Source organism: Amycolatopsis sp. A133, assembly GCF_031082405.1.
In the GTDB taxonomy this organism is placed as follows: domain Bacteria; phylum Actinomycetota; class Actinomycetes; order Mycobacteriales; family Pseudonocardiaceae; genus Amycolatopsis.
Genome location: NZ_JAVHJU010000017.1, coordinates 82,966 through 102,868 on the forward strand (window position 1 = coordinate 82,966; position 19,903 = coordinate 102,868).

General features: G+C 71.1%; 17 protein-coding genes. 7 read left to right on the forward strand and 10 right to left on the reverse strand.

The window, feature by feature from the left end:
- On the reverse strand, positions 1-1,566 hold the full coding sequence (locus tag Q5425_RS15805; RefSeq protein ID WP_308672971.1) for a beta-N-acetylhexosaminidase: 1,566 nt from the start codon (positions 1,564-1,566) through the stop codon (positions 1-3).
- A 66-nt stretch (positions 1,567-1,632) separates the two neighbouring features.
- The gene (locus Q5425_RS15810; protein WP_308672972.1) at positions 1,633-3,501 is read right to left on the reverse strand and encodes a propionyl-CoA synthetase; all 1,869 of its coding nucleotides are present in this window, start codon (positions 3,499-3,501) and stop codon (positions 1,633-1,635) included.
- 184 nt (positions 3,502-3,685) lie between these two features.
- On the opposite strand from Q5425_RS15810, the gene Q5425_RS15815 reads away from it, so the two are divergent.
- A complete protein-coding gene (locus tag Q5425_RS15815) occupies positions 3,686-5,458 on the forward strand; it encodes a serine/threonine-protein kinase (RefSeq protein ID WP_308672973.1) in 1,773 nt (590 codons plus the stop codon).
- Positions 5,459-5,500: 42 nt separating this feature from the next.
- On the opposite strand, the gene Q5425_RS15820 is transcribed toward Q5425_RS15815, so the two are convergent.
- Positions 5,501-6,076 (reverse strand): class I SAM-dependent methyltransferase, encoded by a 576-nt coding sequence (locus Q5425_RS15820; RefSeq protein ID WP_308672974.1) that lies wholly within the window; start codon positions 6,074-6,076, stop codon positions 5,501-5,503.
- Between the two features lie 55 nt (positions 6,077-6,131).
- On the opposite strand from Q5425_RS15820, the gene Q5425_RS15825 reads away from it, so the two are divergent.
- Positions 6,132-6,866 (forward strand): helix-turn-helix transcriptional regulator, encoded by a 735-nt coding sequence (locus Q5425_RS15825; protein WP_308672975.1) that lies wholly within the window; start codon positions 6,132-6,134, stop codon positions 6,864-6,866.
- Here the strand turns inward: Q5425_RS15825 and Q5425_RS15830 are convergent, their stop codons facing one another.
- Positions 6,867-8,435 carry a phospholipid carrier-dependent glycosyltransferase gene (locus Q5425_RS15830; protein ID WP_308672976.1) on the reverse strand — a complete coding sequence of 523 codons (1,569 nt, stop codon included), beginning with the start codon at positions 8,433-8,435 and terminating at the stop codon, positions 6,867-6,869.
- 68 nt (positions 8,436-8,503) lie between these two features.
- Here Q5425_RS15830 and rsmI point away from each other — a divergent pair, with 68 nt between their 5' ends.
- Positions 8,504-9,340, forward strand: coding sequence for a 16S rRNA (cytidine(1402)-2'-O)-methyltransferase (gene rsmI, locus Q5425_RS15835; protein WP_308672977.1), 837 nt, complete (start codon positions 8,504-8,506; stop codon positions 9,338-9,340).
- On the opposite strand, the gene Q5425_RS15840 is transcribed toward rsmI, so the two are convergent.
- A complete protein-coding gene (locus tag Q5425_RS15840) occupies positions 9,333-9,866 on the reverse strand; it encodes a QsdR family transcriptional regulator (protein ID WP_308672978.1) in 534 nt (177 codons plus the stop codon). The two genes, rsmI and Q5425_RS15840, sit on opposite strands and share 8 nt — an antisense overlap.
- A 42-nt stretch (positions 9,867-9,908) precedes the next feature.
- Between Q5425_RS15840 and Q5425_RS15845 the strand changes: the two genes are divergently transcribed.
- Positions 9,909-10,865, forward strand: coding sequence for an NADPH:quinone oxidoreductase family protein (locus Q5425_RS15845; RefSeq protein WP_308672979.1), 957 nt, complete (start codon positions 9,909-9,911; stop codon positions 10,863-10,865).
- Positions 10,866-10,906: 41 nt separating this feature from the next.
- Here Q5425_RS15845 and Q5425_RS15850 read toward each other — a convergent pair whose 3' ends face one another.
- From Q5425_RS15850 to Q5425_RS15870, 5 genes are all read right to left on the reverse strand, one after another.
- Positions 10,907-12,154, reverse strand: coding sequence for an aminodeoxychorismate synthase component I (locus tag Q5425_RS15850; protein WP_308672980.1), 1,248 nt, complete (start codon positions 12,152-12,154; stop codon positions 10,907-10,909).
- 19 nt (positions 12,155-12,173) lie between these two features.
- Positions 12,174-12,788 carry a GH25 family lysozyme gene (locus Q5425_RS15855; protein ID WP_308672981.1) on the reverse strand — a complete coding sequence of 205 codons (615 nt, stop codon included), beginning with the start codon at positions 12,786-12,788 and terminating at the stop codon, positions 12,174-12,176.
- A 93-nt stretch (positions 12,789-12,881) separates the two neighbouring features.
- A complete protein-coding gene (locus Q5425_RS15860; RefSeq protein WP_308672982.1) occupies positions 12,882-13,646 on the reverse strand; it encodes an ABC transporter permease in 765 nt (254 codons plus the stop codon).
- The gene (locus Q5425_RS15865; protein WP_308672983.1) at positions 13,636-14,613 is read right to left on the reverse strand and encodes an ATP-binding cassette domain-containing protein; all 978 of its coding nucleotides are present in this window, start codon (positions 14,611-14,613) and stop codon (positions 13,636-13,638) included. The genes Q5425_RS15860 and Q5425_RS15865 overlap by 11 nt, the downstream gene beginning before the upstream one ends.
- 92 nt (positions 14,614-14,705) lie before the next feature.
- Positions 14,706-15,305: a PadR family transcriptional regulator gene (locus Q5425_RS15870; protein ID WP_308672984.1), complete on the reverse strand. Its 600-nt coding sequence runs from the start codon at positions 15,303-15,305 to the stop codon at positions 14,706-14,708.
- Between the two features lie 52 nt (positions 15,306-15,357).
- Between Q5425_RS15870 and metG the strand changes: the two genes are divergently transcribed.
- The 3 genes from metG (at position 15,358) to Q5425_RS15885 (ending at position 19,715) form a co-directional block, all read left to right on the forward strand.
- A complete protein-coding gene (gene metG / locus Q5425_RS15875) occupies positions 15,358-17,154 on the forward strand; it encodes a methionine--tRNA ligase (protein ID WP_308672985.1) in 1,797 nt (598 codons plus the stop codon).
- A gap of 10 nt (positions 17,155-17,164) precedes the next feature.
- Positions 17,165-18,001, forward strand: coding sequence for a TatD family hydrolase (locus Q5425_RS15880; protein ID WP_308672986.1), 837 nt, complete (start codon positions 17,165-17,167; stop codon positions 17,999-18,001).
- A gap of 289 nt (positions 18,002-18,290) precedes the next feature.
- Positions 18,291-19,715, forward strand: a complete 1,425-nt coding sequence (locus tag Q5425_RS15885) for a transglycosylase family protein (protein ID WP_308672987.1) — start codon at positions 18,291-18,293, stop codon at positions 19,713-19,715.
- Positions 19,716-19,903 lie beyond the last annotated feature (188 nt).

Consider the following 19,903-nt stretch of genomic DNA (forward strand, 5'->3'; position numbering starts at 1 on the left):
CTACTTCCAGTCGACCTGCGGGGAGCGGTAGAAGTCGATGCCCTGCGCCACCCACCGCGGGGCCTGCTTCGCCAGCCGCGCGCGGTAGGCGTCCCAGTTGTGCGACGCCCGAGGGGACCAGCCGATCTCCGCGATGCCCGGCAGCCGCGGGAACGCCATGTACTCGATGTCGTCGGAAGTCCGGATCGTCTCGGTCCACAGCGGCGCTTCGACGCCCGCGATCTGGTTCTCACCGACGCCTTCGACGAGCGTTGCCGGGTCCCAGTCGTACCCGTCGCGCACCTCGATCAGCGCCGCCCAGTCCTGGCCCAGCGGCGTTGACGGGTTGTACTTCATGTCCAAGTACGCGTAGTTCGCCGGCGACATGAGGATCTTGTTGCCGCGGGCGGCGGCCGCCGCGACGTCCGGTGCCGCGCCGCCGAAGTCCCAGTACTGCGGGACCGCCGAGACCGGCGGGTTCGACTTGGCGATTTCGTGCCAGCCGGTGACCTTCTTGCCGTACTTCGCGACGATCGGCTGCACCTTGTGCTCGAACGTCAGGTAGTCCGCGGGCAGCGTGGAGTGTGCCTCGTCGCCGCCGATGTGCAGGTACGGGCCGGGGGTGAGCGCCGCCAGCTCGCGCACCACGTCCTCGACGAACTTGTACGTGATGGGCGAGGAGATGCACAGCGAGCTGTAACCGACCTCGGTGTCGGTCCGGGGCGGCACCGCGACGCCGTCGCAATTCAGCTCCGCGTACGTCGACTGCGCCGCGTTCGTGTGGCCCGGCATGTCGATCTCCGGGATCACCGTGATGTGCCGCGAAGCCGCGTACGCGACGATGTCCTTGTACTGCGCCTGCGTGTAGTAGCCGCCCGGGTCGCCGTACGCGGCCGTCTTGCCGCCGACCGTCGCCAGCTTCGGCCAGCTCTTGATTTCGATGCGCCAGCCCTGGTCGTCGGCCAGGTGCAGGTGCAGCGTGTTGACCTTGTACTGGGCGATCTGGTCGATGTACAGCTTCACCTGGTCGGGTCGGAAGAAGTGCCGGGCGACGTCGAGCATCGCGCCGCGCTCGGCGAAGCGCGGGTAGTCGAGGATCGTGCCGCCGGCGATCGTCCACGTCCGGTGCTGCACACGCTTGGCCTCGATCGCCGACGGCAGCAGCTGCCGCAGCGACTGCACGCCCTCGAAGAGGCCGTCGGCGGTGTTGGCGCGCAGGGTGACGCCGTCGCGCGCGACCTTCAGCTCGTAACCCTCGGTGCCGACGCGGGAATCGTGGCCCAGCTTCAGCGAGATCGACGGCAGGCCGACAGCGTGCGGTACGACCGGCAGCGGGTAGCCGGTCGCCGGGCGGAGCAGCCCGCGCAGGTAGTCCGCGACCTGGCCGGCGCCGCGGTCGGCCGCGATCACGGTGAACGGCGTCAGCTTGAAGCCGCCCCGTGGATCGGCTTTCGCCGAGACGGGCGCGGGCACGACGTCGGTCACGCTCCGTTCGGGCGCGGCCGTCGCGGCGGCCGCGGAGGCGGGCAGGCCGGCCGCCGTGAGACTCACGACAGCCGCGGTCAGGACGGCTCTGGACAAGCGCATCGGGGCACCTCCGGTCGGGGACTCCCCTGCAAAGGTACAGACCAGCCGGAGCATTTGGAACAATCCTTAACGAAGGGCGTTCCGGATCGCCTCCAGCACGCTGGGGTCCTCGATCGTGGAGGGCACCGCCTCGTCGCGGCCGTCGGCGATCGCGCGCATCGTCTTGCGGAGGATCTTGCCCGACCGCGTCTTCGGCAATGCGTCCACAATGGACACGTCGCGGAAGGCGGCGACCGGGCCGATGTCCCGGCGGACCAGGGCCACGAGCTCGTCGCGCAGCTGGTCCGCGGACACCTCCACCCCCGCCTTCAGCACCACGAACCCGCGCGGCAGCTGGCCCTTGAGCTGGTCGGCCACGCCGATCACGGCGCACTCGGCGACCGCCGGGTGCGAGGCCAGCACGGCCTCCATCGACCCGGTGGACAGCCGGTGCCCGGCGACGTTGATGACGTCGTCGGTCCGGCCCATGACGAACAGGTAGCCGTCTTCGTCGAAGTAGCCGGAGTCGCCGGTCAGGTAGTGGCCCTCGTAGCGCGAGAGGTAGGCCTCGCGGTACCGCTCGTCGTCACCCCACAGCGTCGGCAGCGATCCGGGCGGCAGCGGCAGCTTCACCGTGATGGCGCCTTCGCGCCCGGCCGGCAGTTCCTCGCCCGCCTGGTCGAGGATCCGGACGTCCCAGCCGGGGACCGGCTTGGTCGCGGACCCGGCCTTGACCTCCATCGGCTCGAGGCCGCGCGGGTTCGCCGCGATCGGCCAGCCGGTCTCGGTCTGCCACCAGTGGTCGACCACCGGCACGCCGAGCTTCTCGTGCGCCCAGTGGTAGGTCTCCGGGTCGAGCCGCTCGCCCGCCATGAACAGCGTCCGGAATCGCTCCAGCTCGTACTTCCCGAGCTCGCGGGCGTCCGGGTCGACCTTCTTGACGGCCCGCAGCGCGGTCGGCGCGGTGAACAGCGCCTGCACGCCGTGTTCGGCGATGACGCGCCAGAACGCGCCCGCGTCGGGTGTGCCGACGGGCTTGCCCTCGTACATCACCGTCGTCGCGCCGACCAGCAGCGGCGCGTACACGATGTAGGAGTGCCCGACGACCCAGCCGACGTCGGACGCCGTCCACCAGACGTCGCCGGCGTGGACGTCGTAGACCGCCTCCATCGAGTAGGCGAGCGCGACGGCGTGGCCGCCGGTGTCGCGCACGACGCCCTTCGGCTTCCCGGTCGTCCCCGACGTGTAGAGGATGTACAGCGGGTCGGTGGCCGCGACCGGCACCGGGTCGGCCGGGTCGGCGCCCGCCGCCAGCTCGCGCCAGTCGAAGTGGCGGCCGGCCGTGGCCGGCGCCTGCTCGCGCTGCAGCATGACGACGTGGTCGGGCTGGTGCTCGGTCATGCCCAGCGCGGCTTCGACGATCGGCTGGTACTCGACCACCCGCGTCGGCTCGATGCCGGCGGACGCGGCCAGGATGACCTTGGGTTTCGCGTCCTCGATCCGCGCGGCCAGCTCCTTCGGCGCGAACCCGCCGAAGACCACCGAGTGCACGGCCCCGATCCGCGCGCAGGCCAGCATCGCGATCGCGGCCTCCGGCACCATCGGCAGGTAGACGATCACCCGGTCACCCTTCGTGACCCCGAGCGAGCTGAGCGCGCCGGCGAAGCGCGCGACGGTGTCCCGCAGCTCTTCGTAGGTGTAGGTGCGTTGCTGTCCGGTCACGGGCGAGTCCCAGATCAGCGCGGCCTGGCCGCCGCGGCCGGCCTCGACGTGCCGGTCCAGCGCGTTGTACGAAGTGTTCAGCTCGGCGTCCGGGAACCACCGGTAGAAAGGCGGGTTCGAGTCGTCCAGCGCCCGCTCCGGCGCTCTGGTCCAGCTGATCGACTGGGCCGCGGCCAGCCAGAACGCGTCCCGCTCGGCCAGGCTGCGCCGGTAGGCTTCGGAGTACGCGCCCATGCTCCGCTCCTTCGGGTCGGATGTTGCGCCGATCTCCATCATGGCGCGGGAGCGGCGGGCCTGCCGGATTCCCCCGCGAAAGACCCGGCAACCTCAGGGAGCCCGGGAGCGTCCTAAGCTGGACCGCGGGGAAACGCCGCGTGACGGCCACGAAGTGAACACGGACAGTGAGGGGAGCCCGGCGGTGAACGGACTCGCGAGCGCGTTGCTCTCGCTAGCCCATTCCTTGTTCGGCCCGGGCTTTTGCCCCGGCGACTGGGTCTGGGCCACGAGTGCGGCCGGCGCGCTCGTCGCGCTGCTCCCGCCGATCGGCGCGGTCGCCGTGTCGATCATCCGGAAGGGCACGGGCAACCGCTACGACGCCACGACACTGGGCGTCTTCGGGGTGATCGGCCTGTTCAGCACGCTGGTGCTGCCGTGGCTGCTGGCCATCGGCGTCTCGGGCGTCTTCCAGGCGGCGTACGGCAAGCAGACGACCGGGCTGTCCTCGACCGAGCTCTCGACGCTGAACAGCGCCGGTGGCTGCTGGGTGGACAACCAGCGGGAGTACCTGGGCGGCGGCCAGACCGTCTTCGACGTGCTGTCCTCGCAGAACGGCAAGGACATGCCGTTCTTCGTCTACCTGCTGGCGTTCATCGTGCTCGGAGCCGGCTCGCTGTTCTTCGTGATGCTGCAGGGCCGCACGGCGTTCCGCCGCGGCCCGAAGTGGCCGTCGCGGTTCTTCTGGATCCCGTTCGCCGCGATGCTCGTGTTCAGCGTCGGCATGGAGGCGAACACCGCGCTGCACTTCTGGCTGGGCTTCCTGCCGTTCACCGTGCTGGGCCTGATCCCGGTCGCGATGGTCGGCCCGCCGCCGTGGTCGGTGATCAACCGGCCGGACCGCTCGGACGAGCCGCCGCCGCGCCGCCAGCCGGAGCCGCAGGGGCCGCCGCCGTCGCAGGTCCAGCCGCGCCCGACCCCGCCGCCTCCGCCGCCGCCCCCGGTCAACCGCCCGTACCCGAAGACGGCGCTGGCCTCCGCGCCCGAGCCGCCGTCGCCGCCGCTGGGCGCGCTGGCCGCGGCGCCGGGCCCGATCCCGCCGCCGCCCGGCTCCCGCAACGCGGGCGGCAGCCGCTACCGCCGGGTCAAGCAGCTCGGCGCGGGCGGGTTCGGCACGGTCTGGCAGGCCGTCGACACCCAGCTGAACCGCACGGTCGCGCTGAAGATCGCGCACGCGCCGGACCGGGACACCGCCGAGCGCATGCAGCGCGAGGCCCGCGCGCTCGCCGTCGTCAGCCACCCCAACTGCGTCAAGGTGTACGACCTGGCCGAGGAGCCGGACGGCCTCGCGCTGGTGATGGAGTACCTCGAAGGCCGTCCCCTGGCCGAGCTCGTCGACGGCCAGGGCCCGCTCGACGACGTCGCCGCGGGCCGCCTGTGGGCCACGATGGCGGGCGCGCTCGCCGCGGCGCACGAGAAGGGTGTCCTGCACCGCGACATCAAGCCGTCGAACATCGTCCTCGACCGGAGCGGCTTGGCCCACCTGATCGACTTCGGCATCGCCCGCAGCCAGGGCGACTCCAAGATGACGGCCACCGGGATGATGATCGGCACGCCCGACTTCGTCGCCCCGGAGCAGGCCATGGGAGCCACGGCGTCGCCGGCGTCGGACGCGTGGCAGCTGGCCGCGACGATCAGCTACGCGCTGTCCGGCCAGCCGCCGCGGGGAACGCGCGAGACGCCGATGGCGGCCCTGATGGCCGCGGCCCGGGCCGAGCCGGTGTCCCGGCTGCCCCAGCGAAGCGCCCACGCGCGGCTGCTGGCGGCGTCGCTGGACCCGGAGCCGCGTCGCCGCCCGACGCTGAACGCGGTGCGGCGCGAGGTCGAGGGCTGGCTGTCGCGGGCGGGCAAGTCCGCGGACGGCCCGGTGACCCGGGTCGTGCCCCGCCAGCCGGGGAGCGGGCTGCCCCGCCGCTAGCCGCTCGTGAGTGGTAAAGCGGGTTCTAACCCGCCTTGCCACTCACGAGCGTTGTGGCTTGACCGCCGAGAAGGTCACGATCTCCTTCGGCCGGCTCTTCACCTCGACCTGCTCGAAGCCCGCTCCGGTGAGGCGGGCGGGCAGGCGGCCGGCGTCGAGCACGTTCATCGTGTCGCCGATGTGCAGGAGCCGGAAGCGGAAGCTGAGCTGGCTGTCCGTCCCGCAGAACTTCCCGCCGGGCCGCAGCACCCGGGCGGCTTCGGCGAAGATCGTGTCCTGCAGCGCCGGCGTCGGGACGTGGTGCAGCATCGTGAAGCACACCACTGCCGAGAAGCGACCCGCGTCGAACGGCATCCGCGCGCCGCTGCCCTCGTGGACGTCGGCGCGGTCGCCGAACTTGGTGCGCAGCAGCTCGGTCGACGCCGGGTCGATCTCCAGGACCGTCAGCTTCGGGACGACGTCGAGCAGGACCTTCGTCGTCGCGCCGAAGCCGGGGCCGATCTCGAGGACGTCGTCGCCGAGGTCGTGGCGGGCCAGCCACGGTGTCAGGCGCTCTTCGACCGTGTCCGCCCACTTCGCGGAGCTGCAGATCTTGCGGTGGATGAGGTTCATCGGCATGCGTCCGACGCTATTGCGGCGCGCGGGTGGCCGGTAGCCGATACGCTGCCAACCGATGTCGCGAAACAGTCAAGCCGTGCTGCTGGGCGCCTTCGACCTGCCCGCCGGCACCTGGTTCCCCTGGCACGAGCACCCGGCGCACCAGCTGGTCTGGTCGGCCCGCGGCGTCGTCGCGGTCAAGGCGGGCGACGCGGGCTGGGTGCTGCCGCCGACGCGTGCCCTCTGGATGCCCGCCGGCGTCCGGCACCGCACCGGCGCACTCGGGCGCGCGGAGCTGCGCGGCATCTACACCGACCCGGCGCGGTCGCCGGTGTCGTGGCCGCAGCCGCGGATGGTCGTCGTCCGGCCGCTGCTGCGGGAGCTGCTGGAGTACCTGACCGGCGACGGCGTCGCGCCCGCGGCCCGGCTGCGCGCCGAAGCCGTGGCCTTCGACCTGCTCGAACCGCTGGACGTGCTGCCGATCGTGGTGCCGTCGCCCGCCGACCCGCGCGCCCTCGACGTGGCGGCGGCGGTGCTCGCGGACCCGGCGGACTCGCGCACGCTCGCCGAGTTCGGCCGGGACGTCGGCGCGGCCGAGCGCACGCTGGCGCGGCTCTTCGTCCGCGAGTGCAGGATGCCGTTCGGGACGTGGCGCACCCAGGTGCGGCTGCGTGCGTCGCTGCCGCTGCTGGCCGGGGGCAGCCCGCTGGAGACAGTGGCCCACCGCGTCGGCTACAGCTCGGCGAGCGCGTTCGTCGCGGCCTTCCGGCGGGCCGTCGGCGTCACGCCGGGGGCTTACTTCGCGGGCTGACTACCGCCAGGAGGGAAGCCAGCGCTCGGCTTCCCACTGGCCGTTCGTGATCGCGATGCCGTTCAGGATCGGCCACAGCCACGCGAAGTTCGCCACCACCAGCCCGACGTACAGCGACACGACGAGCAGGCCCGTGCCGCGTCTCTCGAAGCCGCGGCGGGCGCTGCCGAGGATCTGCCCGAGGCACAGCGTCAGCCCGAGCACCAGGAACGCCGCCAGCGGGGTTGCGTAGAAGAAGTACATCTGGCGGTCGATGTTGGTGAACCAGAAGGCGTACCCGCCGAGGTAGCCGACCAGCACGGCCGCGTAGCGCCAGTCCGCGCGGAAGATCGAGCGCCACGCCGCCCAGCCGAGCATCGGGATCGCCAGCCACCACATCGCCGGCGTGCCGATCAGCATCGTCGCGCTGATGCAGCGGGCCTCGCCGCAGCCGGTGACTTCGCCGTTGTAGCTGTAGAGCATCGGGCGCAGCCCCATCGGCCACGTCCACGGCTTCGACTCCCACGGGTGCGGGTTGTCCTTGGGCGTGACCAGCGTTTCGTGGAAGTGCAGGACGTTGCCCATGTAGTCGCCGAGCGAGCGCAGCGCCGGCGGCATCCACGACCAGAAGCCCGGGTCGATGGCCTTGATCTCGGTGTAGTGCCGGTCGGTGGCGGTCTCGCTGGCGAACCAGGCCCAGTACGCGGCGAAGTACATCAGGACCGGGATGACCAGGATCGCCCACAGCGCGGGCAGCACGTCCCGGCGGATGGTGCCCAGCCAGGGCCGTTCGACGCCGGCCGCGCGCCGCGCCGCGACGTCGAAGAACACGCACAGCAGCCCGAACGCGACGATGTAGTACAGCGCCGACCACTTGACGCCGAAGGTGAGCCCGATCATCAGCCCGGTCGCGAACCGCCACCAGCGGAACCCGAGCTTGGGGCCCCAGACGGACTCGTTGACCCAGCCCTCGCGGACCGCCGTCGCGAGCCGTTCGCGCACCTGGTCGCGGTCGGCGAGCAGGCAGGCGAACGCGGCGAGCACGAACAGCGCGATGAAGATGTCGAGCATGCCCATGCGCGACTGCAGGTGGAGCACGCCGTCGCTGATCACCAGGATGCCCGCGATGCCGCCGAGCAGCGTCGAGCGGGTCAGCCGGCGGGCGATGCGGATGGTCAGCAGCACGATCAGCGTGCCGGCCAGCGCGGGCATGATGCGCCAGCCCCAGCCGTTGTAGCCGAACAGCCACTCGCCGATCGCGATCAGCTGCTTCGCCAGCGGCGGGTGGACGACCAGCTCGTAGCCGTAGTTGTCCTCGTAACCGCCGTTGCGCAGCACCTGCCACGCCTGCGGCACGTAGTGCTTCTCGTCGAAGACCGGGCTGCCCTTGTCGGTCGGCTCGCCCAGGTTCTGCAGGCGGACGATGCCGCCGATCACGGTCAGCACGATGGTGACGACCCACCCGCGCAGCCGGTCGGCCGGCATGCCGCGGCCGAGCAGGGTCATCTCGCGGTCGGTGGGCGGCCGGAGCGCCTCGACCGGGTCCGGCCGGACGCTTTCGTCGTCGGGACGGGTCAGCACGGCGGTCACGGGGCGATCCTACGGGCGGGAGAGGGCGTGCGTCGTGGCGGATCCGCTGATCAGCCTAGGCTGACGGGGTGACTTCGGGCCGCTTGATCCTCGCCGCCACCCCGCTCGGCGACGTCCGCGACGCTTCCCCGCGCCTGGCTTCGGCCCTGGCGGACGCCGACGTCATCGCGGCCGAGGACACGCGGCGGCTGCGATCGCTGGCTTCCGCGCTGGAGGTGACCCCGCGCGGGCGGGTGGTGAGCTTCTACGAGGACGTCGAGACGGCGCGCCTGCCCAAGCTGCTGGAGGCGCTGCACGCGGGCGAGACGGTGGTCCTGGTGACGGACGCCGGGATGCCGAGCGTGTCCGACCCGGGCTTCCGCCTGGTGGCGGCCTGCGTGGCGGAGGACCTGCCGGTGACGTGCCTGCCGGGGCCGTCGGCGGTGACGACGGCGCTGGCGCTGTCCGGTCTGCCCTGCGACCGGTTCTGCTTCGAGGGGTTCGCCCCGCGCAAGCCCGGGGAGCGGACTCGCTGGTTGACATCGCTGCGCGACGAGCCCCGGACGGCGGTGTTCTTCGAGTCCCCGCACCGGCTGGGCTCGCTGCTGGCGGACGCGGCGTCGGTGCTGGGCGGTTCGCGGCAGGCGGCGGTCTGCCGCGAGCTGACGAAGACGTACGAAGAGGTGAAGCGGGGCCCGCTTTCGGAGCTGGCGGCGTGGGCCGCGGAGGGCGTGCGCGGGGAGATCACGGTGGTGCTGTCCGGGGCCGAGCCGAGGCAGGTCTCGGTGGCGGACCTGGTGGAGGAGGTCTCGGCTCGCGTGGCCACCGGCGAGCGGCTGAAGTCGGCGGCGGCGGAGGTCGCCGAGGCGGCCGGGGTGTCCAAGAAGGAGCTCTACGACGCCGTGCTGGCGGCCCGGGTCAAGTGAGCAGCGCCGTGACGGCGGCGTGCGCCTTCGCCGCGTCCGGGGCGTCCCCGGTGATCACGTCCGTGTACACGAACGACTCGCCGATCCGCACCAGCAGGTAAGCCAGGTCCGGCACCGGCAACGGCGGCTCCAGGCGTCCCGCGGCGACCTCGGCGGTCACCAGTTCGACCAGCTTCGCCGTGGTGCGTCGCTGACACACGCTCGCGCGGGTCGTCAGCAGCCGCAACGCCCGCTCCGGCTCGCGGCGCAGGAAGTCGCGGAACGGCGGTGAGTCGTTCGCGAACCGGACGTACCCGCTCACGAAGTCGGCCACCCCGGCCGCCCCGCGGCCCACGCAAGACGGCCACAGCCGGGCGATCGAGACCTCCGACAGCGACCACAGGATCTCGCCCAGGAGCCGGTCGCGGCTGCCGATCCGGCGGTGCAGCGTCGCCCGGCTGATCGACAGCTCCTGGGCCAGTTCGCCCATGTCCAGCCGTCGACCGGACAGGAACCACGCACGGGCCAGCTCGAACTCCTGAGACATATGCCAGAATGTCTCACAACCGCGACGGAGAGGGAACACGACATGCGCGCAGTGCAGGTGACCGAGTTCGGTGGACCCGAGGTGCTCACGCCGGTCGAGCTCCCCGACCCGGTGGCCGGGCCCGGCGAGGTCCTCATCGACGTCGAGCGCATCGGCGTCAACTACGCCGACACCCACCAGGCGGAGAACTCCTACCTCGCGCCGTCGCAGCTCCCGCTCGTCCCGGGTGGCGAGGTCGTGGGCCGGACGGCGACCGGTGAGCGCGTTGTCGCCCTGCTCAACGGCGGTGGCGGGTACGCCGAGAAGGCCGTCGCCCCGGCGGCCACGACGTTCCCCGTGCCCGACGGCATCGACGACCTCACCGCGCTGTCCATGCTGGTCCAGGGCACGACCGCCTGGGTGCTGCTCCGCAAGAACGCCCACCTGGCCGAAGGCGAGTCGGTTGTCGTGCACGCCGCCGCCGGTGGGGTCGGGACCGTGGCCGTGCAGCTCGCCAAGGCATGGGGCGCCGGTCGCGTCGTTGCCACCGCCAGCAGCGACGAAAAGCGCGCGCTCGCCCTCGAGCTCGGGGCCGACGTCGCCATCGACTCGCGCGCCGAAGACATGACCGAGGCCCTCCTCGACGCCAACGGCCGCCGCGTCGACATCGTGCTCGACATGGTCGGCGGGACGACGACCGACCAGAGCATCGCCGCGCTCGCCCCGTTCGGGCGGCTGGCCTTCTACGGCATGGCCGGCCGCGAGAACCCGAAGCCGGTCGAGCTGCGCAACGTCCTCGGCCACAGCACCACGATCAGCGGCATGTGGCTGCCGCACGTGTTCCGCCTGCCGGGCAACGTCTTCGGGACGGCGCTGACGGAGCTGTTCGACCTGGTGCTGGCGGGCAAGCTCAAGGCGATCCCGGGCGGCGAGTACGCCCTGTCGGACGCCCGGGGCGCGCACGAGGCCCTGCGCTCCCGCCAGACGGTCGGCAAGCTACTGCTCGACCCCGGCAAGTAGCGGTCGTGAGTGGTAAGGCGGGTTCTAACCCGCCTTACCACTCACGATGGGGTGGCAAGTAGGCGTTCCAGGGGTGCCGCCTTGTGGAGGCACTCCTGCCACTCCGTCTCCGGGTCCGAATCCGCCGTGATGCCGCCGCCCACGCCCAGTGCGATGGTGCCCGAAGCGATCTCGAACGTCCGGATCGCGACGTTCAGCTCCAGCCCCGCCGCCGGGGACACCAGGCCGATCGCGCCGGTGTAGACGCCCCGGCCGCACGGCTCCAGCGACGCGATCAGGTCCAGCGCGCGGATCTTCGGCGCGCCCGTCACCGAGCCCGGCGGGAACGTCGCGTCCAGCAACGCCGCGTCCGGCACCGACGGCCGCAGCACCCCGGTCACCGTGGAATCCAGGTGCCACACCCCCGGGGCCGGCCGGACCCGGAGCAGGGACGGCACCGTCACCGAGCCCACTTCGCACACCCGGCCGAGGTCGTTGCGCACCAGGTCGGTGATCATCACGTTCTCCGCCACGTCCTTCGTGGACCGGCGCAGCAGCAACGCGTTCCCGTCGTCCGCAGGCCCGCGGCGGGGGAGCGTTCCCTTGATCGGCGTCGACCGCACCGCACGGCCGTGGCGCGCCAGGAACAGCTCCGGCGAGAACGAAACCACCGATCCCCACGACCCGGACACGAAAGCCGCGCGGCGGGGGGACAGCGAAGACACCCCCGAAGCGAACAACGCCGCGGGCGAGCCCGAGAACGACCCCGTGAACCGGCAGCAGATGTTCGCCTGGAACAGTTCGCCCGCCTCGATCGCGTGCACGCACGCCTTCACCGCGTCCCGGTGTTCCGACGGCAGCGGCCGCCGCAGCGGTCCCGCCGTCCACGAAAGCGACGGCGGCGGAGCGGCCAGCAAGGATTCCATTGTGGACGCCGACGGGCCGCCGCCGTCGAGGGACTCCAGGTAGCACGTCCCGGAGGCGGACCACCGCAGCACGTGGTCCGCCCAGCCCCACGCGGACGCGGGCAACGCGCCCGTGCGGGCCGAAGGGTCCGCCAGGTCGTAGGCCAGGTACCCGAACCAGCCGCCGCCGATCACGCCGGGTGCGGCGTCGACCTCCGGCGGGAAGGAAGGCAGCGCGGCCGGGGAGACCGGCAGCGACGGCGCGATCACGGCCCGGGAAGAAAACCACTCACCGGACAGCATCGCCGGGGGCGGCAACCCCCGCGAAGCGGCGTGGTGAGCGAGTACCGAAAAAGCGCGCGAAGGGGTCACGTCCGTCCGGAGTGGCCTGCTCGTCACGCGCATGGCGACATTGTCGCCGCTCCTACAGCAAAAGGTCGCCCAATGTGAACGGGTACACGACGGCGTTCTGCTCCACCGGCGCGGCGATGCCGGGGACGTCCGGGGCGTACGCGTGCTGGTGCACACCGAGCCGCGAGTGGAACCAGCCCGGCCGCCCGGGGATGCCGTTGTGCCGGATCAGCCACAGCACGACCTCGCTGTCGGCCCAGCGGTCCGGGTGCAGCCGGTGGGCCCAGCAGTCGTGGTCGGCGTAGATCAGCACCCGCTCGATGCGCGCCGCGTGCCGGACGTGCTTGATCCACGCCTTGACGAACCGGTCGTCGACGCTCGGCGCCGCCACCTCCAGCGCCGGCGCGAGCGACCCGGTGGCGAACGCGCCGAGCCTGCTCGCCGTCCGCACGAAGAACTCCGCCTGGTCGTGCACCGCGCCGGGCCGGGCGTAGTGGCGGCCACCGGCGTGCAGGCCGGCCTCCTGGGCGCCGGCCAGGTTGCGTTCCGCGGCCGAGCTGCTCCAGTTGACGTTCTCGCTGATCGTCACCGACACGAACCGGGTCTGCGCGGCGCGCACCGCCTGCCAGTCGGCCACGCGCTCGCGGTGCGACAGCGAGATGCCGAGCTCGCTCTCCGGCTCTGTCACGGTCCCGCCCCCGGCGCGTCGGTGGAGAGCACACCATACGTCGCCGGAGGCGGACCCGCAGTGACAACACCCGGGTTGCCCAGGCCGTGGTGATCAGGCGTTTTCCTTCTGGAAGGTGCGGGTGCCCCACCACACGGACAACACGGCCATCACCAGCACCACGACGCTGCCGGTGAACAGGGCGTCCACCGTGAAGTCGCCGCTGAAGGCGTTCCGTTCGACGTCGACGACGTGCCGGAACGGGTTGATCTGCGAAATCGTGTACAGCCACTCCGGTGCGACCCCGGACGTGATCGGCAGGAGGATCCCGGAGAGCAGCAGCAGCGGGATGAGCACCGCGTTGAGCAGGGCCGGGAACGTCTCCTCGCTCTTCAGCGTCAGCGCCAGCGCGTAGGAGCACGACGCCAGCGACACCGCCAGCAGGAACACGATGACCAGGCTCAGCAGCACGCCGCCGGCCGGCGCGTCCAGGTCGAACGCGAGATACGCCAGCGCGATGATCAACAGGGCCTGGACCACGGCCTGCAGCGCGCTGGCCAGCACCTTGCCCAGCAGCAGCGCGACCCGGCTGACCGGGGTCACCCGGAACCGCTCGACGACGCCGGAGCGGTACTCGGCCAGCAGCCCGAAGCCGACGAACGAGCTGCCGAACAGCGCCAGCTGGGTGATCAGCGCCGGCGTCAGCAGCATCCAGCCGTCCACTTCGGACATGCCCTGGGCCTGCACGGCCTTGACCATCAGCGGGCCGAAGAGGAACAGGTAGAGCAGCGGCTGCATGATCCCGATCAGCACCCAGGTCGGGTTGCGCAGCGCCGCCGTCATTTCGCGGCGGAAGATCAGCCAGGTGTCACGCAGCACGGCCGGCCTCCTCCGCTTCCCGCAGCGAACGCCCGGTCAACGTCAGGAAGACGTCGTCGAGCGTCGGCCGGTGGACCTGCACCGAGAGCATCGTGATGCCCTTGGCGTCCAGGGCCCGCAGCAGCTCCGGCAGGGCGACGTCGCCGCGCGGCACCCGGAACCGGACCTCCCCGCCGTCGACGGACAGCTCCTGCGCGCCCGCGAGCCGTCCCGCGATCTCCGCGGCGTCCGTGGCCTGCCCGGGGTCGACGCCCACCTCGACGCGGTCGCCGTTGACCCGCGCCTTCAGCGCGTCCGGCGTGCCCTCGGCGACGATCCGGCCGTCGTCGATCACGATCAGCCGGTCCGACAGCGCGTCCGCCTCGTCGAGGTAGTGGGTGGTGAGGAAAACCGTGACGCCCTGTTCGGCGCGCAGCCGGCGGATGTGGTCCCACAGGTTGGCGCGGCTCTGCGGGTCGAGGCCGGTCGACGGCTCGTCGAGGAACACCAGGCCCGGCGAGTGGATCAGCCCGAGCGCGATGTCGAGCCGCCGCCGCTGCCCGCCGGACAGCGTCTTGGTCAGCCGCTGGTCCAGCCCGGTCAGGTCGAGCTGCTCGGCGAGTTCGGCGCCGCGCGCGATCGCGTCGGTCTTGCTCATCCGGTAGAGCCGTCCCTGCAGCTCGAGCTCGTCGGCGACCTTGCTCTCCGGCGCGCTGCCGCCGCCCTGCGCGACGTAGCCGATGCGCTCGCGCACGCCGAGCGGGTCGTCGAGCAGGTCGCGGCCGCCGACGGTCGCGGTGCCCGCGGTCGGCTTCAGCAGCGTGGTCAGCATGCGCAGCGTGGTCGTCTTCCCGGCGCCGTTGGGCCCGAGGAAGCCGACCAGCTCGCCCGCTTCGACGTCGAGGTCGACGCCTTTGACCGCGTGTACTTCCCCCCCAGTGCGGCCCTTGCGGCGGAACCGCCGCTCGAGACCGCGTGCCGTGATCATGAAAACCCCTCTCGCGGTAGTCAATCAACTAGTCAATCTTGACTAGTTGAGGTGCACACTGTGCCCGAGAAGGATGCGCTAGTCAAACTTGATTACCGGGCTGGTGGTGCGCCGAACGGCTCGCCCGGCTCGTCGGCCATCACGTATTCGCCCGCTTCGAGCCGCTCGACCAGGCCCTGCAACCAGGTCAGGCTCGCGTCGGTGATCCCGCCCCACAGCCGGTACAGCTCGCCCACGTGCTCCGGGGTGCCCAGGCCCATGTTGACCTTCAGCTCTTCGAGCATCAGCCCCGCCTGCCGCTGCTCGGCCTCCAGGTGCACCAGCCGGTGCCGGAGCAGGTTGATCACGCGCGCCCGGGGCAGGGTGGTCATCAGCGAAATCGCGGCCGACAGATCGGGGTGGTTGAGCTGGGGATCGGACAGCGCCTTCGAGAGCAGGACCTGGTACTCCTGCTCACCCTCGGCGGTGAGCCGGTAAGCGACGCGGTCCGGGCCGCCCTCGCCCGGCTCGACGTCGACCTGCTCCAGCAGGTCCTCGGCCGTCATCTTCTTCAGCGCGTGGTAGATCGACCCGGGCTGGACGTTGGCCCACTTGTCCGCCGACCAGGTCAGCAGCTCGCGCCGCACCTGGTAGCCGTGCGCGCGGCCGTACATGCGCACCACCCCGAGCACGAGCAACCGTGTCGCCGACAACCGGGCCTCCCTCTCGACAAAGCGCGTGACGCCCTCCGTAGGCTAATAAGGTATGAGCACCCCTGTGTTGACCGCGGTGGCCTGGCCCTACGCCAACGGCCCCCGCCACATCGGCCACGTGTCCGGATTCGGCGTCCCGTCCGACGTCTTCTCCCGCTACCAGCGAATGGCCGGCAACCGGGTGCTCATGGTCTCCGGCACCGACGAACACGGCACCCCGATCACCGTCCAGGCGGACAAGGAGAACTCGACCCCGCAGGAAACGGCGGACAAGTACACCCGCCAGATCGGCACCGACCTGCAGGGCCTCGGCCTGTCCTACGACCTGTTCACCCGGACCACGACCGGCAACCACGCCGAGGTGACGCAGCAGATCTTCCTGGCGCTGCACCGCAACGGCTACGTCGTGCCGAAGACCACGCGCGGGGCGATCAGCCCGTCCACCGGCCGCACGCTGCCCGACCGCTACGTCGAGGGCACCTGCCCGATCTGCGGGTACGACGGCGCGCGCGGCGACCAGTGCGACAACTGCGGCAACCAGCTCGACGCCGCGGAGCTGATCAACCCGAAGTCGCGGATCAACGGCGAGACGCCGAAGTTCGTCGAGACCGAGCACTACTTCCTCGACCTGCCGGCGTTCACCAAGACCCTCGGCGACTGGCTGGGCACCAAGACCGACTGGCGCCCGAACGTCCTCAACTTCACCAAGAACCTGATCGACGACATGCGGCCCCGGCCGATCACCCGTGACCTCGACTGGGGCGTCAAGATCCCCCTCGACGGCTGGCGCGACCAGCCGCTGAAGCGGTTCTACGTCTGGTTCGACGCGGTGATCGGGTACTTCTCGGCCAGCGTCGAGTGGGCGCGGCGGTCCGGGAACCCGGACGCGTGGCAGGAGTGGTGGAGCAACGCCGACGCCCGGTCGTACTACTTCATGGGCAAGGACAACATCACCTTCCACGCCCAGATCTGGCCGGCGCTGCTGTTCGGGCACAACGGCGAGGGCGACAAGGGTGGCGAGCCGGGCAAGTACGGCAAGCTGCACCTGCCGGACGAGATCGTTTCCAGCGAGTTCCTCACCATGAGCGGCTCGAAGTTCTCGACCTCGCGCGGGCGCGTGATCTACGTCGAGGACTTCCTGCGCGACTTCGGGCCGGACACGCTGCGGTACTTCATCTCGGTCGCCGGCCCGGAGACCCAGGACACGGACTTCACCTGGGACGAGTTCGTCCGCCGGACCAACTTCGAGCTGGCCAACGAGTGGGGCAACCTGGTCAACCGGTCCATCTCGATGGCGCACAAGAACGTCGGCGCCATCCCGCGCCCGGAGGCCCCGACGGCGGCCGACGAAGAGCTGAAGGCGTTGTCGCGCAAGGCGTTCGACACCGCGGGCGCGCACCTGGCCCGGTCCCGGTTCAAGCAGGCGGCGAGCGAGGCGATGAAGGTCGTCACCGCGGCGAACAAGTACATCTCCGACCAGGAGCCGTGGAAGCTCAAGGACGACCCCACGCGGCGCGACACCGTGCTCCACACCGCGCTGCAGGTCGTCTCGGACGCGAACACGCTGCTGACGCCGTTCCTGCCGCACTCGGCGCAGAAGGTCCACGAGGCCCTCGGCGGCACCGGTGTCTGGGCCGCCCAGCCGGAGCTCAAGGAGGTCGACGACCTCGACATCGACGGCCGGGTCAACCCGATCCTCACCGGCGACTACGCGGCCGAGCAGGCGAAGTGGGAGTCGACGCCGATCGAGGTCGGCAAGCCACTGGAAAAGCCGTCGCCGCTGTTCACCAAGCTCGACCCGGCCCTCGGCGAGACCGGGCCGGAGTGGGCGCCGATCACCAAGGAGTAAGAGGTCATGCATGGGTGAACAGAAGCGCGAGCTGCCGCCGGTCCCGGACCGGCTCCCGGTGGCGGTGGTGGACGCGCACACCCATCTCGACGCGTGCGGCGCGGTCACCGCGGCCGATGTCACGGCCATGGTCGACCGCGCCGAGCGCGCCGGCGTCGCCCGCGTCGTCACGGTCGCGGACGACCTCGCCTCGGCCCGCTGGGTCGCCGAGGCCGCGGGCTGGGACCCGCGCGTCTTCGCCGCCGTCGCGATCCACCCGACCCGGACCAAGGAGTTCGGCGAGGCCGAGAAGACCGAGGTGGAGCGCCTGGCGGCGCACGACCGCGTGGTCGCCGTCGGCGAGACCGGACTCGACTACTACTGGGACTACTCGCCGCACGACGCCCAGCAGGAGGCGTTCCGCTGGCACATCGACCTCGCCAAGCGGCTGGGCAAGCCGCTGATGATCCACGACCGCGAGGCCCACGACGACGTGCTGCGCATCCTGGCCGAAGAGGGTGCGCCGAACGCCGTAATTTTCCATTGTTTCTCCGGCGACGCGGAAATGGCCCGCAAGTGCGTCGACGCGGGGTATGTCCTTTCCTTCGCGGGCACCGTCACGTTCAAAAACGCGAAGGGCCTCCACGAGGCCGCCCGGCTCTGCCCGGCCGGGCAGTACCTCGTCGAGACCGACGCGCCGTTTCTGACCCCCCACCCGTTCCGTGGGCGGCCGAACGAGCCGTTCGGCGCCGCCTACACCGTGCGTCACCTCGCGGCGCTCAGGGGCGAAGCTGTCCACGAAGTGGCCGAAGCCGTCCGGACCACCGCCGAGCGGATCTACCGACTCCCCAGTGTCACAACGGGTTGAACGCATTGCGACAACAGGGTTCCCGGCTCGTCCACCTGATGGAGTGACCCAGATCACGACACTCCGGGGGGTGTTTGCGCAACCCGCCGCAACCCGTTACTGTCCCGTGATCGTGCCGGTCGGTACTGCGGACTGCAGTTGCCGACTGTTACGCCCACAGTCACGTCAGTGCACGTCGGGGAAGCGGAACCAGGAGCGGTACGGCCTGGAACCGTGACGATGGCGCCGGCTGAGGGCCCAGACGTAAAGGTGCCGCCCCGAACGGCGCCTTGGGAAAGGGAACGACCCGGTGACAGGTAGCAGACAGGCTGGAGCGCGCTCCGCGGCCGTCCTCGAGCGCGATTTCGAGAACACTGCGTACGGCCAGCTCGACTTCTCCGACGACCCGAACATCACGCAGCAGGACATCCTCGCCGCGCTCGGCCCGGACGCCGACGCGATGATGGCCGAGATGGACGTCGACGTCGACGAACTGATCCGCCTCATCAACGCGGAGACGACGTACCTGCCGCCGATCGTCATCCCGGACGGCCTCGACGAGGACCGCACCGCTTCCCCCGAAGCGCGTCGCGCGGCCCTGGACGAAGGCCTCCGTCAGACGACCAAGGTCTGGAAGCGCCGGTTCCTCAAGGGCGCCGTCCTCAGCGTCATGATCAGCGTCGCCGGCGGCGGCGCGGCCGCGCTGGCGATGAACAAGAGCGTCACCGTCGACGTCGACGGCCAGCAGCAGACCATCCACTCGTTCGGCGACACCGTCGGCGAGGTGCTGGAGGACGCGGGCCTGTCCGTCGGCGAGCACGACTCGCTGTCCCCCTCCCCGCAGGCCGAGGTCGGCGACGGCGGGGTCATCAAGCTCGAGCGCGGCCGCCAGCTGAAGATGATCGTCGACGGCGCGGAGCACACCTCCTGGGTGCGGGCGACCCACCTCGGCGAGGCGCTGTCGCAGCTCGGCATGACCGGGATGGACAAGCCCGGCACGTGGATGTCGATGCCGAAGGACGGCGAGCTGCCGCTCCAGGGCGCCACCGTCGTCATCAAGACCCTGAAGAACATCACCCTGTACGACGGGGCCAACGCGCCGAAGCAGGTGAAGACGACCGCGGTCACGACGAAGGAGTTCCTGGGCGAGTACAAGCTCACCCTGGGCCCGGAGGACCAGGCCGAGGGTGGCCTGGACGTCAAGCTGACCGACGGCGCCGAGGTGCACATCAGCCGCACCGGCGTCTCGACGGTCACCCAGAAGGAGAGCATCGACCCGCCTGAGCAGCGCGTCGACGACCCGAACCTGGCCAAGGGCAAGACGCAGGTCGAAGACCCCGGCACGCCCGGCGAGAAGATGGTGACCTACAAGGTCACGCAGAAGAACGGCAAGGAGGTCGGCCGGGAGAGCATCTCCGAGGAGGTCATCACCCAGCCGAAGCCGAAGATCGTCCACGTCGGCACCAAGCAGGCCCCGACCCCCGCCATCGGCGACGGGTCCTCGTGGGACCGCATCGCGCAGTGCGAGTCGGGCGGCAACTGGGCCATCAACACCGGCAACGGCTACTACGGCGGCCTCCAGTTCGACAAGCGCACCTGGGACGCCTACGGCGGCGACCAGTACGCGAACCTGCCGAGCCAGGCTTCCCGCGAGCAGCAGATCGCGGTCGCGGAGAAGGTCCGCGACGCCCGCGGCGGCTACGGCGCCTGGCCGGTCTGCGGCAAGAAGGCCTGACCGCTTCCCGCAACGGCCCCCGTCCTCCCGGACGGGGGCCGTTCCGCGTGCGCAAAAAGGCATCACGCGTGTCCAGCAAGGCATCACGCGTGTCTGGAGGGGCATCACCCGTGATGCCCGCCCAATCACGCGAGATGCCCCGCCAATCACGTGAGTTACGGGCTCAATCACGTGAGTTCCGCCGCTGA